Below are 13,125 nucleotides of genomic sequence, written 5' to 3'. Positions count from 1 at the left end.
GCCCGAGCCGCCTCTGCGATCGCGGACCTGATTTACGACCGGCAGCCGAGGATGTGAACGGCAGCCTCGGTTCGGGCTCGGTTTCGGACGTGGTCTGTGTGTTGCGCCTGGTCGGTCGGCGCGTCTGGTGGGCGGGTGGGGGCGGCCGTCGCGCTCTTGCCGGCGGTGATCGTCTGGGCTCAGGGGTGAGAGTTCGTGCGGTCGGCGGCGGTGGTGTTTTGGATCATCTGTTGGAGCACTTTCAGGGTGGTGACGTAGTCGCCGTCGTCTATGCCCTGGTGGATGCGGGTGCGGATCGCCGGGGCGTGCCCGAGCAGGGTTCTGCGAGCCTGTTCTCCCGCCTTCGTGATCCACAGGCGGTCTTCGCTGTCGCGGGTCAGCCAGTCGCGGTCCAGGAGGACGTTCGCCTCGGCCGCCAGGTCGTCCTCTGGCCTCAGGTAGGTCTTCATGGCCTGCTGGAGGTCGGGGACGGTCATGCCGTGGCCGTCGGGGGAGAGGTCGTGCTCCGACAGGTTGCGGAGCAGCCGGAACTGGGGCTGGGTGAAGCCGAACTCGGCCTGCTGGGCTCTGGTGAACGCGATGAGGGCCTCGTAGGCCACTCCGGTCCAGTAGGCGGCCGGCTGGGCGGCCAGTTCGGCGTCGGAAGTCTCTTCGGTCTTCATGTGCGGTGGCCCCCATTGCATGATCGCTGGTTCGGGCCACGGTAGAACCTGAAGTTAAGTTGAGGTCAAGGCGTCGCAGGGCTGCCCGGTGCGGCGGGCGCGGTGGGAACCAGTCCGGTTCGCCAAGCGTCGGACGGCCGGAAAACGTTCGACGCGAAGGAGCGCCGTGTTCGACCAAGTCTCCACCGACGTGCCGCCGCCCGCTGAGCTCTGGGCCCTGGGCGTGGTCAAGGCCATGATGGCCCCCTACCTCGACGACTGTTCCGGGCAGGTGCATGTGGACGGTGGCAGCCTGCGCACCGAGGACATCGGGGACGGCTACTGGGCCCTGCGCTGGGTGGAGGGCGGACGGGCGCTGCTGTACGGGTACGACAACGAGGTCTCCGACACGCACATCCAGGACCTGCCCGTCGACCTGCTCGCCGGTGGCCCGGCGTGGCTGCCCTGGGAGTGGCTTCGGGACCTGTTGGTGAACGAGGACTACTCCGTGGCCTTCCTGCGCTGGTGGGACGGTTCCTGGGGCGGCCCTCCGCTGCCCGAGCACGTGGACGACGGGCTCGCCGTCATCCTGGCCGACGGGGCCGAGCGCATGGACGAGTTCATCGACGAGGACGGTTCCCCGTCGGCGCTGGCCTACCAGGATCTGATGCGCGCGGTGAAGGCCGGGGACGTCGAGCGTCCCGCCGTCGAGGCGCTGCTCGCGGCGTTGGACGTGCAGGACGGCGACCCGGGCGAAGCGCTCGATGTGGCCGCCCGGGCGGGTGTCACCCGGGAGAAGGGGCTGGTGGAACTGCCTGCCGGTCACGGCGAGCCGTCCGGCCGCTGGGTTCCGGTGTTCTACCACGACCATCTGCCCACGGTGACGGCCATGGCGGAGCGCGAGGGCATCGAGATCGCCGAGCTTCCCGGCTCCGAGCCGCCGACCCTGAAGGCGCCGCCGCGCTTCTGCTTCAACAGCACGCACGAACCCTCCGGGGCCTGATCAGGGGCGGGTGCTGGTCCGGCGGACCAGGGACCATTCCGGTGTGCGGGGGTTCGGTCGGCCCAGGGCGACCAGGGCGCAGGACGCGCCCTGGTCGCGCAGGGACTGGGCGACGGTGGTCAGGCCGAGCCGGGCCGCTGCCGCCGCGTCGTCCCAGCCGGTGACCGCTAGGTCGCCGGGGATGGCGCGGCCGGCGGCGCGGGCCGCGCGGACGACCCCGGACGCCTGCTGGTCGCTCATCGCGGCGATCGCGTCGGGCGGTTCCGCGGAGGCCAGGAGGGTCGCCGCGGTCCGCTCCGCCTCGGCGGCGTCGTTGCGTGCGCACACCGCGACGGTCACGTCCCGCCAGGCGATGCCGGCGGCCTCGGCCGCCCGCCGGTAGCCCTCCATGCGTTCGCGCGTGACGGGGAAGGCGATGCCGGGGAGGGCCGCGCCGTTGGTGATCATGGTTCGCCGGTCCCGGGAGAGCGGGAAGCTCACGACGGCGGGACGCTCGGCGCCTGCCCAGGCGGCGGCGCCGATCGCGCGGGCCGCGGCGCGGTCGTCGATGCTCACCAGGCTCATGCCCTCGACGGCCGGGCCCCCGTGGACGACCGCGGGGCGTTTCGTCGCCCGGACGGCCGCCAGGACGGGGTCGTCGTCGGACGTGGTCCACACGACGAAGCCGTCGACGGCGGCTTCGGTGATCCGGGAGACGTCGCCCGCGGCGCCCGTGACGGGGACGATGTTCATGCCGTAGCCGTGGTCGGTGCAGACGTCGGCGATGCCCGCCATGAAGGAGACCGCCGCGGGGTCTTCGAACGCGTAGCTCAGATGCTCGCCCATCACCACGCCGAGCGTGCGGGTGCTGCCTCGGCGCAGGGAGCGGGCGCTCGGGTCGGGCCCGGCGTAGCCGAGTTCGGCCGCCGCGGCGAGGACCTTCGATCTGGCCTTGTCCGAGACGCGGTTCGGACGGTTGTAGGCGTAGGAGGCGGTCATGACGGACACGCCTGCCTTCTCCGCCACCTGGGCCAGGGTCACGCGCTTCGCGGCTCCGGACGGGTCCATGACGCTCCATGCTAGTTGAGCTTCGCGCCGCTGTGTATCGTTACACATATGGGCTGGAGGGCTTCGTGGCGCGCGTTCGCGGGTTTCGCTGCGTTCGGGGCGTTCTGGGGCGTGTGGGGTGCCTCCGTGCCTCGTGTCCAGGAGCAGGCGGGGGTCGGGGACGGCGCTCTGGGTTTCGCGCTGCTGTTCGTGGGTGCGGGTGCCCTCCCGGCGATGCTGCTCGCGGGGAGGGCGCTGGATCGGTGGGGGCCCGGGGTCGCGGGCGCGGCCTTCGTGGCGCTGGGCGGGGCCGGAGTCGTCGTGGCGTTCACGGCTGTGAACCTGGCCGGCCTGTGCGCCGGGCTCGCGGTGGTGGGCGCCGCCAGCGGGGCGGCGGACGTGGGCATCAACGCGATCGCCGGACGGGCCGAGAGGATCGCCGGCAGGGCCGTCATCATCCGGGCTCATGGCGTCTTCTCCGGATCGGTGGTTCTTGCCAGCCTTGCCGGCGGGGCGGTGTCGTCGCTGCCGCTCGTGGTGCCGTTCGTGGTGGCGGGTGTGGGGTGTCTGGCCACCGGAGTGTGCCTGTGGGCGTCTCCTGGGGGTTTCGCTGTTCGGCGTGAGGCGGCCGCGCCGTTGGGGCGGCGCCGGGTCGTCCCGTTGCTGCTCGTGGGGGTGCTGGGGGCGCTCGCGTTCGCCAGCGAGAACGCGCATCAGAGTTGGAGTGCGGTTTTCGTCGACGACGAGTTGCGTTCCGGCGGCCTCAGCGCTGTCGCACCCGCCGTCTTCGCCGGGACGGTGGCGATCACACGGTTCTCGGTGGGCGGCGTGAGGGCCGTTCGCGGGGTCCTGCTCGCGGGGGCGGTGGGAGCCGCGGTCGGGGCCGTGGTCATCGCGGGCGCGTCCACGTTGGCGGTCGCCGGGATCGGGCTCGCCGTGGCCGCCGCCGGGACCGCAGTGCTGTTCCCCACGCTGCTTCGCCTGGTCGCGCGGAACGCCGGGGACGACTACCGGGGACGCGCGACGTCGGTCGTCACGACCGTGTCCTACCTGGGGTTTCTCGCCGGTCCGGTCTATGTCGGGCTCTGGGCGGACGCGGTGGGGCTGCGCGGCGCCATGGTCGCGGTCGCGGGCCTCGCGGTCGTCCTCCTCGTCCTGACTCCGGTGCTGCTCCGGCTCGGCGGCTTCGCCGGCGGGGAGCGGGCCGGTCAGGCGCGGGCGGGGGTCTTCTCCTCGGCGTCGCCCGGCCGGTGGTCGGGGACGAAGCGGTAGCCGACGTTGCGGACGGTGCCGATCAGCGACTCGTACTCGGCGCCGAGCTTGGCGCGGAGGCGGCGGACGTGGACGTCGACGGTGCGGGTGCCGCCGAAGTAGTCGTAGCCCCAGACCTCCTGGAGGAGCTGGGCCCGGGTGAAGACGCGGCCCGGGTGCTGGGCCAGGTACTTCAGCAGCTCGAACTCCTTGAACGTCAGGTCGAGGACGCGGCCGCGGAGCCGGGCGGTGTAGGTGGCCTCGTCGATCGTGAGGTCGCCGCTGCGGATCTCGCCGGGGACGTCGTCGGCCTCCGTGCCCGCCGCGGCCCGTCCTACGGCCAGGCGGAGGCGGGCCTCGACCTCGGCGGGGCCGGCGGTCTGGAGGAGCACGTCGTCCAGGCCCCACTCCGAGCTCAGGGCGGCGAGCCCGCCCTCGGTGACGATCGCGAGCAGGGGGCAGTCGAGTCCGGTGGTGCGCAGCAGGCGGCACAGGCCCTTGGCCTGGACCAGGTCGCGGCGGGCGTCCACCAGGACGACGTCGGCCGGTGGCGCGTCGATGAGCGCGGACCCCTCCGCGGGCGCGACGCGCACGGAGTGCAGCAGAAGTCCCAGCGCAGGCAGGACCTCGTCAGAGGGCTCCAACGCGTTGGTCAGCAAGAGCAAGCTGCTCAAGTGCCCGCCTCCCGTCCCTAAAAGACGTAGGACCCAGGCGGCTCATCCTCAAGGCCGGCGCACGGCCGGCGGCTCGAAGACGAGGCGGCCATGCAGGGTCTTGCGGATGAACTCCATGGCCTCGTCGCCCGGATCCCTCACCCCCGAGCATAACCGAGGTGCCTCCGGCGGCCATGGCGCGACCTGGCCAGGCCGAGCCGCGGCGGGGATCCGGCGGGGGATTCAGCGGGCGATCCGGCGAGGGATGAGAGCCTGTATCCATGGCCAAGGGAACGATGCGGTACTGGGCGGCCGCCAAGGCCGCGGCGGGGACGCATGAGGAGCCGTACAACGCGGCGACGCTGGCGGACGCGGTGTCCGCCGCCGCGGACGGGCGCGGCGACGAGTTCGCCCGGGTCGTCGGGCGGAGCTCGTTCCTGGTCGACGGGAACCCCGTCGGGACGCGTCCGCACGCGTCGGTGGCGCTGCCGGAGGGCGGGGTCGTGGAGGTGCTGCCGCCCTTCGCCGGTGGCTGATCTCACAGCCGATGGCACAGCCGATGGCACAGCCGATGGCACAGCCGATGGCACAGCCGGCCTCACAGCCGATCTCAGGGCCGGCCTCGCAGCGGGGTGATTTTCGGCGCTGAGAGGTCATTCTCCGGAGCGACCCTTTCTGGGCGTTTTGTTCACTATCGTGTGGCGAACGCATGCCGCAGGCCTAAGGAGAGACATGCGGAAAGTACTGCTGGTCCTGCTGATCCTCGTGGCCGCGGGGCTGGTCGCCGCGGACCGGCTGGGGGTCCGGGTCGCCGAGGACAAGATCGGCGAGCAGGTGGCCGCGCAGTACAACCTGCGGGAGCGGTCGGACGTCACGATCCACGGCATCCCGTTCCTGACGCAGGCGGTCGGCGGCGAGTACAAGCACATCGAGGTGGCCATCGGCGACTGGACGCAGCAGGGCGTGACCGTCACCGGCGTCAAGGTCGACATGCGGGGCGTCGACGCGCCGCTGTCGGAGGTCACCAAGGGCAGCGCCGCCGACGTGACCGCGCGCACCGCGACCGCCTCGGCGGTCGTCCCCTACGACGTGATCCAGAAGCAGGCGCCCAAGGAGGTCAAGCGGATCGGGCCGAAGGGCGACGACCTGTCGGTGGACCTCACCGGCAACGTCCTCGGCGTGCCGGTGAACGGCACCGCGGTCGTGGAGGTCAGGCCGACCGCCAAGGGCATCGCGATCTCGCCCGTGTCGGTGGGGTCCAACGGCGCCGCGCAGATCCCGCTGGCGCTGGTGAGGCGGCAGCTCACGTGGGTCGTCCCCGTCTCCGACCTGCCCGTCGGGTCCCGGATCAGCAAGATCCAGCCCACGCCGGACGGGCTGCGCGTGGCGGCGACCGCCGAGAACGTCCGGCTGAACGATCTCCAGACGCCCGCGCAGAAGTAGTCCCGGAACCGGTGAACCGGTCCGGAGGACCGTACGTGACACTGGTGTGGGACCGACCGCCGACGAGGGGCTGCTTCGCGCCCTGTACAGCGAGCACGGGGGCGCCCTCCTCGGCTACGTCCTGCGGCTGACCGGCGGAGACCGAACCCAGGCAGAGGACGTCGTGCAGGAGACGCTGCTGCGCGCTTGGAAGCACCCGGAGGCGCTGGCGGGGCGCCCCGTACGGCCGTGGCTGTTCACGGTCGCGCGGAACCTCGTCGTGGACGCGCACCGCGCCAGGCGGGCCCGGCCGCCGGAGACGGGCATCGACGAGCACGTCCTGATGACCGCGGACGGCTCCGACGACATCGACCGGGCGCTGGAGTCCTGGACGGTCGCGGAGGCGCTGGCCGGACTCAGCCCGCCGCACCGCGCCGTCCTGATCGAGACCTTCTACCGCGGCCGGTCGGTCGCGGAGGCGTCCAGGACGCTGGGCATCCCTCCCGGCACGGTGAAGTCCCGCACCTACTACGCGCTGCGGGCGCTCAAACTCGCGCTGGAGGAGCGGGGGCTGGCGCCATGACCGGCTGCACGGAGGCGCGCGCCGCGCTGGGGTCCTACGTGCTCGGCGCGCTCGATCCCGGCGAGCGGAGCCGGCTGGAGGCCCATCTCGAAGGCTGCCCCGCGTGCCGGGACGAGCTCGCCGGGCTGGCCGGGCTGCCCGCCCTGCTCGGACGGGTCGACGAGGCGCAGCTCGAAGGGGTCGCCGGGCCGCCGCCCGAGCTGCTGGACGGGCTGCTGGCCAGGGCGGCCGAACAGCGGAGGGGAAGGCTCGGCCCGCTCGGCCGCCTGGCGGGCGGTCGCGCCGGCTGGGCGCCGCCGGCCGCCGCCGCGTGCCTGCTGCTGATCGCCGGGGGGCTGTTCGGCGGTCTGCTGTTCCCCTCGCGGGCCGGCGGCGGGGACGGTTCCGGCGGTGCCGGCGCCGGTCCGCCCTCGTCCACGTCGACCGCCGCGCCGGCGGTGGCGGGCGAGCGGATCACCGCGACGGACCCCAAGACCGCGATCAAGGGTTACGTGGTGCTCCACCGCAAGCCGTGGGGGACCGAGGTGGAGCTGCACCTGGCCGGCGTACCGAAGGGGTCGCACTGCCGGCTGCTGGTGATCGCGCGGGACGGCCGCCGGGACGCGCTCGGCAGCTGGTACGTCCCGTACGACGAAGGCTACGGTGAGTACCGCGGGTCCACGATGTTCCCGCGCGGCCAGCTGTTCTCGTTCGAGATCGTCGGCCTCGACGGACGACCGCTCCTCACGATCCCCACCTGAACGACCACCGCCCGCCCGCGAGGTGCGGCGGGGGAGGTGACGGGGCGCGGGAAGAACGGGCAGGTCCCGGGGGTTGTTGGTGGTGATGATCGGAGCATTGACCGCTGCCGGCGTTCTTCTCGCGGCCACGGTGTTCGGCCTGGTGAGGCGGCGCCGTGACGGTGTGCTGCGCGCCCGGCGGGAGGAGGGCGGGCAGGTGGGCGAGACCGTCGGACCGGACGAGATGGGTGCCGCGCTCGGCGAGAAGGCCACGCTGCTGCAGTTCTCCAGCGCGTTCTGCGCGCCGTGCCGGGCCACCCGCCGCGTCCTCGGCGAGGTGAGCCAGATGGTCGAGGGCGTCGCCCATGTCGAGCTCGACGCGGAGGCGCACCTCGATCTCGTCCGGCGGCTGAACGTCGTGCGGACGCCGACCGTCCTCGTCCTGGACGCCGCCGGCCGCGTCGTTCGGCGGGCCGCCGGCGCGCCCCGCAAACCCGACGTCATCGCCGCTCTCGGGGAGGCCGTCACATGATCCGTCACAAGAGCCGTCACAAGAGTCACTGCATGAGCCGCAGCCCCATGACCTGCGCTAAGACGAATGTCACTGTCTCGCAAGGCGAGACGGATGTGACAGCCCGTGGATTGTCGGCTTAACATCGTGTCCGTGCGTTACTGGACAGAGCAGATGCTCACGAAGCGCCGCGCGGTGGACTTCTGCCGCGTGGCCGCCTCGCTCTGTCGTATGGCCTGAGGCATCGAGCCCGTCCGCCCCCGAGCATTTCTCCTTCTAGCTCGTACGCACGCTTCCACTCCGCCAGGAGCACCCCGATGCAGGTCGATCCGCGTGGGCCGCGCTTCGGCGCCTATGTCACCACGGCCGTCCTCGTCGTGGTGCTGGTGACCGGAAGCTGGGCACTGCTCGCCGCTCAGGCCGTCGTGTTCGCCATCGCGACCCTCCTCGGCCTTCGGTACGCCCCGTACGGACTGGTGTTCAAAGTGCTCATCCGTCCCCGTCTCGCCCCGCCCGGGGAACTGGAGGACGAGGCCGCGCCCCGCTTCGCGCAGGGTGTCGGGTTCGCCTTCGCCCTCCTGGGCACGGCGGGGTACGCGACGGGGACCATCTGGCTCGGCATCGGTGCCACCGCCCTCGCGCTGGCGGCGGCGTTCCTGAACGCGGCGTTCGGGTTCTGCCTCGGCTGCGAGATGTATCCGCTCTTCCGCCGCATCACCGCGAAAGTCCGCTCCGAAGGGAAGGTTCCCGCATGAGCCGCTCAGACGTCCTGGTGGACACCGACTGGGTCGAGGCGCACCTTGACGACCCCGGGCTCGTGCTCGTCGAGGTCGACGAGGACGTGTCCGCCTACGACAAGGGCCACATCCGTGGCGCCGTGAAGATCGACTGGAAGACCGAGCTGCAGGATCCGGTCCGCCGCGACTTCGTCGACAAGACCGGGTTCGAGCAGCTGCTGTCGAGCAAGGGCATCGCGAACGACGACCTCGTCATCCTGTACGGCGGGAACAACAACTGGTTCGCCGCGTACGCGTACTGGTACTTCAAGCTGTACGGCCACGACAAGGTGAAGCTCCTCGACGGCGGCCGCAAGAAGTGGGAGCTGGACTCGCGCGAGCTGGTCACCGACGTCCCGACGCGTCCCGCGACCGAGTACACGGCCAAGGAGCAGGACCTGGCGATCCGCGCCTTCCGCGACGAGGTCGTGGACGCGATCGGCAAGCAGAACCTGATCGACGTCCGTTCGCCGGACGAGTTCAGCGGCAAGCTGCTCGCCCCGGCGCACCTGCCGCAGGAGCAGTCGCAGCGGGCCGGCCACGTGCCGACGGCGGCCAGCATCCCGTGGTCGAAGGCGGCCAACGACGACGGCACGTTCAAGTCCGACGACGAGCTCCGCGCCCTCTACACCGAGGCCGGGGTCGACCTGGGCAAGGACACCATCGCCTACTGCCGCATCGGCGAGCGCTCCTCGCACACGTGGTTCGCGCTCCGCGAGCTGCTGGGCCTGGAGAACGTGAAGAACTACGACGGTTCGTGGACCGAGTACGGCTCGCTCGTCGGCGTGCCGATCGAGCTCGGCGCAGGCAAGTAAGTCCCGCAGCACCACACGTGGAGGAACCATGACCCAGGGCTGCGCAGCGCCCGAGCAGACGGCGCATCTTCCGGCGACCGTCGACCTGACCAACGAGGCCGTCATCCAGGGGACCGTCACGCGTGACGGCGCCCCGGTGTCGAGCGCCTACGCCCGCCTGCTCGACTCGTCCGGCGAGTTCACCGCCGAGGTCGTGACGGGCGAGGAGGGCGTGTTCCGCTTCTTCGCCGCCGACGGCGACTGGACGGTCCGCGTCCTGGCGGCCGGCGGCGTGAGCGTCGACACCGGCGTCACCGCGAAGACCGGCGAGGTCGCCGGCCTCGAAGTCACGATCTGACCCGCGACCGGCGACCCGCGAACCCCGCCGTCCCCCATGGGGGCGGCGGGGTTCGTCGTGTCCGGAGCGTTCTCGGGTGCGGTCGTCGGCGCGTTCGTTAACGGCGTCTCCAGCAGGTGTTCCCGTGCTCTTCATCCCACCTGGACGGTCCGGATCCGCCGGTGGCGGACGGTCTTCCCTTGCAAGGTCCCAAACAAGATCAGAGGGCGCGGCCCTCGCGGCCGCGTCTTCTCACGAGGTCAGGAGAACCCCTGATGAGAAAGATCAAGGTCAAGATCTCCGCGGGGAGCGTACGGGAGACCGATCGGCTCTGCTGGGAGGCCATGGAGAGCGTCCACCGGGCCATCGCCCCTCACGAGAGGGTGACGAGCACGGCTCACCGGGGACGAGCCGGCGGCAGGAAGGCCACGCTGACCTTCGAGGTCAGCGGCTGACACGACTGCCGGCGGCGTCCGTCTGTCGGTCCTTGCCCTCCACCGAGCGCAAGGACCGACTTCTCCTCCGGCCGGCTGGTCCTCCGGCCGCCTGGTCCCTCGGCCGGCCGGTCCGCTCAGTTGCTGAACATCAGCGTGTTGGTGATCTCGACGCCGAGTTCCCCGGCGGTGGCGAAGACGCTGCCCGTGCGGTCGCCGGTCGGGCCGCCGGTGGACCAGTACGACTGGGCGTAGACGACCGTGGAGCCCTGCGCCCACGTCCGCGTCCAGTACGCGGGGTCGGCCTTCGGCTGCGGGAGCCCGCTGGCGTCCGACGGGGTCAGCAGCTTCGGCCAGCCCTCCTGGTTCGTGTAGCCCTTGACGAGGGACGCGTCCGTCGACGTGGCGAACTTCAGGATGGAGACCGCGGTGATGATCTGCTTGGACGGGCTGGCGTAGACGGCCGAGTACATGCTCCCGGTGCACGGGTGCTGGCGCAGCGCCGGCAGCAGCACGGAGTTCGCGCGGGTGCTGCACGGCTCGGTGCGCGTCCCCGCCTGCGTGAACACGTTGCCCTTGGCCGTCGTGATCGTCCGCTTCAGGACGCCGGACGGGTCGACCGCCCCGCCGCTGGAGTAGGTGGGGGAGGGCTCCGTCGTGGACCCGTAGGACGGGATGCGCGTCGTGGACGGCATCGACACCGGCCGGACCGGGTCGTCGTCATCGCCGCTGAAGACGAGGACGGCGCACGTGCCCGCGACCGCCACCACCAGCACCGCGCCGACGACGAGCAGCCACACGAGCGTGCTGCCGCCGCCGCGCCGCGGGGGCGGGTACGGGGGCGGGAAGCCGGGGCCGCCCGGCATCGGGGGCGGACCGGCGGGTGCGGCAGGCGGCGGGAAGCCCGGCCGGCCGGGCTGCTGGCCGGGCCAAGGTGGGGGGTTCATGGTCGCTCCGGGCGGTTCACGTGCGGGGTACCGACTGAGGTCGGACCAGCCTACGGGCGGTGAATGGTGATTTCATGGCAGATTTCCCATATAGAGATGGCCGGGCCCCGGCAGCCGTTCCACGGCGGGGTTTCTGGAGCGTGAGAGATAGATCACCGCTCCGCCTCGTTGCGGCGGGCGGGCGGTTCCGGACTACTAGGCCCAGTCGCGGGTGAGGTCCAGGTCCCAGGGAACGAGGTTCCACGGGCTGCGGGGCTCGGTGGCGAGTTCCTCGATGAGCCGCTCGTACTCGGCCTGCGCCTTTCCGCCGCCGCCCGACCAGAGCAGCCGCCCCTGGAGGTAGCAGGTCGCCATGTCCCGCCAGGACGTGTACCGCCGCTGGATGTCGAGCGCGAGCGGGAGCATCCGGTCCCAGCAGTACTCCTCGGTGAGCCAGCCGACGATGTGGCCCCACCGGTACAGCATGAGCGCGCGCCCGTAGTCCCAGATCAGGAACCGCCCCACGTTGGCGCGCAGCGCCGGGTCGGCGAGGACCTTCAGCCGGTGCAGCTCCTCCGCCGCGTGGTTGCGGTCGTTGAAGAGCTGGTGGAGGAACAGGGCCAGCTCGGCGCCCTCCTCGCTCGCGTCCGCGCCCGGCTCGTCGCGCAGCAGCGGCGGGACGAGCCGCGCGTACGAGCCGCCCTCGTCCCCGTACCGGACGCGGACCAGCTCGATCAGACGCTCGACGAACGGGGGCTCCAGCCGGTCTCCGGCGATGAGGCCGTCGACCTCGCGCAGCAGCGACTCGTACTCCCGCTGCGCGGTGGTGGGCCGGCCGGCGAGGTGGGCGTCCTGCGTGAAGTCGGCGCGGTGCCCGTCCTGGACGAGCCAGTTGACGGCGCCGAGAAGCTGCTCCAGGTCGTAGGCGCCCCAGGGGTCCTGGAGCAGGTCCTGCGCGGTGCGGCGGTCGGCGGCCGCGGCCGCGCCGGGCGCGGTGCCGAGCCGGTCCACCCGGAACCCGTTGACGGCCCCGTAGGGGGCGCCGGCGGCGATGATCCAGCGCTGCACCGGGGTGAGGTCGCTGCCGTGGGTGAGGACGCCGTTCAGGTCGGGCGTGGAGATCAGCTCCCAGAGCCGCCGCTGGAACTCCTCGGCCTGCCGCTCCTCGCTGCCGAAGAACCCGGCGAGCTGCTTGCGCAGCGAGGGGTGCCGGACGTAGAGGCGCCGGAAGAACCGGCCGTTCTTCCACACCAGGTGCTCGGGGCGCAGGTCGCCGAACGGGATCCGCGTGCGCCGGTGCACCATCGCCTGCTCGGCGAACCGCAGTTCCAGGTCCGACCAGAGCCCGGCCAGCGGGGTGAAGCGCAGCAGCAGGACGAACCCGGCCACGAGGGCCAGCAGGACGGCGCCGGGGGCCAGCGCCCAGCGCGCCTGGTCCTGCAGCCCGGTCAGGGACAGGACGGCGCCGGTCAGCAGCAGTGACACGCCGCCCGCGCCGAGGCCCAGGAACCAGCCGGTCGTGAGGATGAGGGACCCCTCGATGCGGAGCACCGCCTCCTCGTCGTCGAACTCGAACGACCCCTCGGCGAGCGTCCCCTCGACGGCCCGCTCAAGCGCGTCGAGCTGACCGGCCTCTTCCATGGGCAGGACCGTACAGCATCCCTTACGGGTAGATCATCTACTCGGTGCCCCGTATGCGGCGGCCAGGGTGCGGAAGGCCGCTTTGGGCTGCGTCGTTCCGCACCGCGGTCTTCTGACGGCGCCACGCCCCCGAGCCGAGCGCCGCTCGCGGCCGCCAGGACGGCGAGCCCGATCACACTGCTGATCCCCGTGTCCTTGGCGATCGTGAGGCGGGGGTCGCCGCTGATGTGGCTCAGCGCGACGCCGACCGCGTTCACCGCCGGCATCAGGCCCGCCGGCGCGTTGGGCGAGCGGTGCCGGACGAACCCCGCCACGGTGCGCAGGGCGGGGAGGACGCTGCTCGCGGCGAGCGCCGTGACGAGGTCCAGCCCGAGCCCCTTGTGCAGCGCACAGCAGATCCCCAGCGGA

General features: G+C 72.0%; 17 protein-coding genes. 12 read left to right on the top strand and 5 right to left on the bottom strand.

The genetic code is table 11. The annotated features are described in order from the left end of the window. Nucleotides 1–179: 179 nt before the first annotated feature. Nucleotides 180–662, bottom strand: coding sequence for a winged helix DNA-binding protein (locus ACQEU6_RS24040; RefSeq protein ID WP_499335160.1), 483 nt, complete (start codon nucleotides 660–662; stop codon nucleotides 180–182). A gap of 166 nt (nucleotides 663–828) precedes the next feature. On the opposite strand from ACQEU6_RS24040, the gene ACQEU6_RS24035 reads away from it, so the two are divergent. Beyond that, nucleotides 829–1,644, top strand: coding sequence for a hypothetical protein (locus ACQEU6_RS24035; RefSeq protein WP_499335158.1), 816 nt, complete (start codon nucleotides 829–831; stop codon nucleotides 1,642–1,644). Here ACQEU6_RS24035 and ACQEU6_RS24030 read toward each other — a convergent pair whose 3' ends face one another. Next, nucleotides 1,645–2,691 carry a LacI family DNA-binding transcriptional regulator gene (locus ACQEU6_RS24030; protein WP_499335157.1) on the bottom strand — a complete coding sequence of 349 codons (1,047 nt, stop codon included), beginning with the start codon at nucleotides 2,689–2,691 and terminating at the stop codon, nucleotides 1,645–1,647. 126 nt (nucleotides 2,692–2,817) lie between these two features. On the opposite strand from ACQEU6_RS24030, the gene ACQEU6_RS24025 reads away from it, so the two are divergent. Further along, the gene (locus ACQEU6_RS24025) at nucleotides 2,818–3,942 is read left to right on the top strand and encodes an MFS transporter (RefSeq protein WP_499335155.1); all 1,125 of its coding nucleotides are present in this window, start codon (nucleotides 2,818–2,820) and stop codon (nucleotides 3,940–3,942) included. Here ACQEU6_RS24025 and ACQEU6_RS24020 read toward each other — a convergent pair. Further along, nucleotides 3,879–4,595 carry a winged helix-turn-helix transcriptional regulator gene (locus tag ACQEU6_RS24020; protein WP_499335154.1) on the bottom strand — a complete coding sequence of 239 codons (717 nt, stop codon included), beginning with the start codon at nucleotides 4,593–4,595 and terminating at the stop codon, nucleotides 3,879–3,881. The genes ACQEU6_RS24025 and ACQEU6_RS24020 overlap by 64 nt on opposite strands. A 260-nt stretch (nucleotides 4,596–4,855) precedes the next feature. Between ACQEU6_RS24020 and ACQEU6_RS24015 the strand changes: the two genes are divergently transcribed. The 10 genes from ACQEU6_RS24015 to ACQEU6_RS23970 all read left to right on the top strand — a co-directional run bounded on the left by ACQEU6_RS24015 (nucleotide 4,856) and on the right by ACQEU6_RS23970 (nucleotide 10,171). After that, nucleotides 4,856–5,110 carry a MoaD/ThiS family protein gene (locus tag ACQEU6_RS24015; RefSeq protein ID WP_499335152.1) on the top strand — a complete coding sequence of 85 codons (255 nt, stop codon included), beginning with the start codon at nucleotides 4,856–4,858 and terminating at the stop codon, nucleotides 5,108–5,110. Between the two features lie 196 nt (nucleotides 5,111–5,306). Next, nucleotides 5,307–6,017, top strand: a complete 711-nt coding sequence (locus ACQEU6_RS24010; RefSeq protein ID WP_499335151.1) for an LmeA family phospholipid-binding protein — start codon at nucleotides 5,307–5,309, stop codon at nucleotides 6,015–6,017. 46 nt (nucleotides 6,018–6,063) lie between these two features. Then, nucleotides 6,064–6,579 (top strand): sigma-70 family RNA polymerase sigma factor, encoded by a 516-nt coding sequence (locus ACQEU6_RS24005; RefSeq protein ID WP_499335149.1) that lies wholly within the window; start codon nucleotides 6,064–6,066, stop codon nucleotides 6,577–6,579. Continuing rightward, complete coding sequence (locus ACQEU6_RS24000) at nucleotides 6,576–7,319, top strand: anti-sigma factor family protein (protein WP_499335147.1); 744 nt, start codon at nucleotides 6,576–6,578, stop codon at nucleotides 7,317–7,319. Before ACQEU6_RS24005 ends, ACQEU6_RS24000 begins: the two co-directional genes overlap by 4 nt. A 223-nt stretch (nucleotides 7,320–7,542) precedes the next feature. Next, nucleotides 7,543–7,830, top strand: a complete 288-nt coding sequence (locus tag ACQEU6_RS23995) for a TlpA family protein disulfide reductase (RefSeq protein WP_499340328.1) — start codon at nucleotides 7,543–7,545, stop codon at nucleotides 7,828–7,830. 153 nt (nucleotides 7,831–7,983) lie between these two features. Then, a complete protein-coding gene (locus ACQEU6_RS23990; protein ID WP_353819285.1) occupies nucleotides 7,984–8,049 on the top strand; it encodes a putative leader peptide in 66 nt (21 codons plus the stop codon). A 77-nt stretch (nucleotides 8,050–8,126) separates the two neighbouring features. Beyond that, the gene (locus ACQEU6_RS23985; RefSeq protein ID WP_499335145.1) at nucleotides 8,127–8,564 is read left to right on the top strand and encodes a DUF4395 domain-containing protein; all 438 of its coding nucleotides are present in this window, start codon (nucleotides 8,127–8,129) and stop codon (nucleotides 8,562–8,564) included. Next, nucleotides 8,561–9,400 carry a sulfurtransferase gene (locus ACQEU6_RS23980; protein ID WP_499335143.1) on the top strand — a complete coding sequence of 280 codons (840 nt, stop codon included), beginning with the start codon at nucleotides 8,561–8,563 and terminating at the stop codon, nucleotides 9,398–9,400. The genes ACQEU6_RS23985 and ACQEU6_RS23980 overlap by 4 nt, the downstream gene beginning before the upstream one ends. Before the next feature lie 28 nt (nucleotides 9,401–9,428). Further along, nucleotides 9,429–9,737, top strand: a complete 309-nt coding sequence (locus ACQEU6_RS23975) for a DUF1416 domain-containing protein (protein ID WP_396083693.1) — start codon at nucleotides 9,429–9,431, stop codon at nucleotides 9,735–9,737. A 254-nt stretch (nucleotides 9,738–9,991) separates the two neighbouring features. After that, entirely contained in the window at nucleotides 9,992–10,171 is a 180-nt protein-coding gene (locus ACQEU6_RS23970; RefSeq protein WP_499335141.1) for a hypothetical protein, read from the top strand. Between the two features lie 116 nt (nucleotides 10,172–10,287). Here ACQEU6_RS23970 and ACQEU6_RS23965 read toward each other — a convergent pair whose 3' ends face one another. Together ACQEU6_RS23965 and ACQEU6_RS23960 are read right to left on the bottom strand one after the other, a co-directional pair. Continuing rightward, a complete protein-coding gene (locus ACQEU6_RS23965) occupies nucleotides 10,288–11,097 on the bottom strand; it encodes a hypothetical protein (RefSeq protein WP_499335139.1) in 810 nt (269 codons plus the stop codon). A 195-nt stretch (nucleotides 11,098–11,292) separates the two neighbouring features. Beyond that, nucleotides 11,293–12,717, bottom strand: coding sequence for a DUF1266 domain-containing protein (locus ACQEU6_RS23960; RefSeq protein WP_499335137.1), 1,425 nt, complete (start codon nucleotides 12,715–12,717; stop codon nucleotides 11,293–11,295). Nucleotides 12,718–13,125: the final 408 nt, after the last annotated feature.

The sequence above is a fragment of the Spirillospora sp. CA-108201 genome, from assembly GCF_050936235.1.
Taxonomy (GTDB): Bacteria; Actinomycetota; Actinomycetes; order Streptosporangiales; family Streptosporangiaceae; genus Spirillospora.
Note: the sequence above shows the minus strand (reverse complement) of the source record. Positions and strands in the feature narration are given on the sequence as shown.

Coding starts and splice junctions, on each gene's coding strand:
- ACQEU6_RS24040 (WP_499335160.1), bottom strand. CDS start 662: ATGAAGACCGAAGAGACTTCCGACGCCGAACTGGCCGCCCAGCCGGCC.
- ACQEU6_RS24030 (WP_499335157.1), bottom strand. CDS start 2,691: ATGGACCCGTCCGGAGCCGCGAAGCGCGTGACCCTGGCCCAGGTGGCG.
- ACQEU6_RS24015 (WP_499335152.1), top strand. CDS start 4,856: ATGGCCAAGGGAACGATGCGGTACTGGGCGGCCGCCAAGGCCGCGGCG.
- ACQEU6_RS24010 (WP_499335151.1), top strand. CDS start 5,307: ATGCGGAAAGTACTGCTGGTCCTGCTGATCCTCGTGGCCGCGGGGCTG.
- ACQEU6_RS24000 (WP_499335147.1), top strand. CDS start 6,576: ATGACCGGCTGCACGGAGGCGCGCGCCGCGCTGGGGTCCTACGTGCTC.
- ACQEU6_RS23995 (WP_499340328.1), top strand. CDS start 7,543: ATGGGTGCCGCGCTCGGCGAGAAGGCCACGCTGCTGCAGTTCTCCAGC.
- ACQEU6_RS23985 (WP_499335145.1), top strand. CDS start 8,127: ATGCAGGTCGATCCGCGTGGGCCGCGCTTCGGCGCCTATGTCACCACG.
- ACQEU6_RS23980 (WP_499335143.1), top strand. CDS start 8,561: ATGAGCCGCTCAGACGTCCTGGTGGACACCGACTGGGTCGAGGCGCAC.
- ACQEU6_RS23975 (WP_396083693.1), top strand. CDS start 9,429: ATGACCCAGGGCTGCGCAGCGCCCGAGCAGACGGCGCATCTTCCGGCG.
- ACQEU6_RS23970 (WP_499335141.1), top strand. CDS start 9,992: ATGAGAAAGATCAAGGTCAAGATCTCCGCGGGGAGCGTACGGGAGACC.
- ACQEU6_RS23965 (WP_499335139.1), bottom strand. CDS start 11,097: ATGAACCCCCCACCTTGGCCCGGCCAGCAGCCCGGCCGGCCGGGCTTC.
- ACQEU6_RS23960 (WP_499335137.1), bottom strand. CDS start 12,717: ATGGAAGAGGCCGGTCAGCTCGACGCGCTTGAGCGGGCCGTCGAGGGG.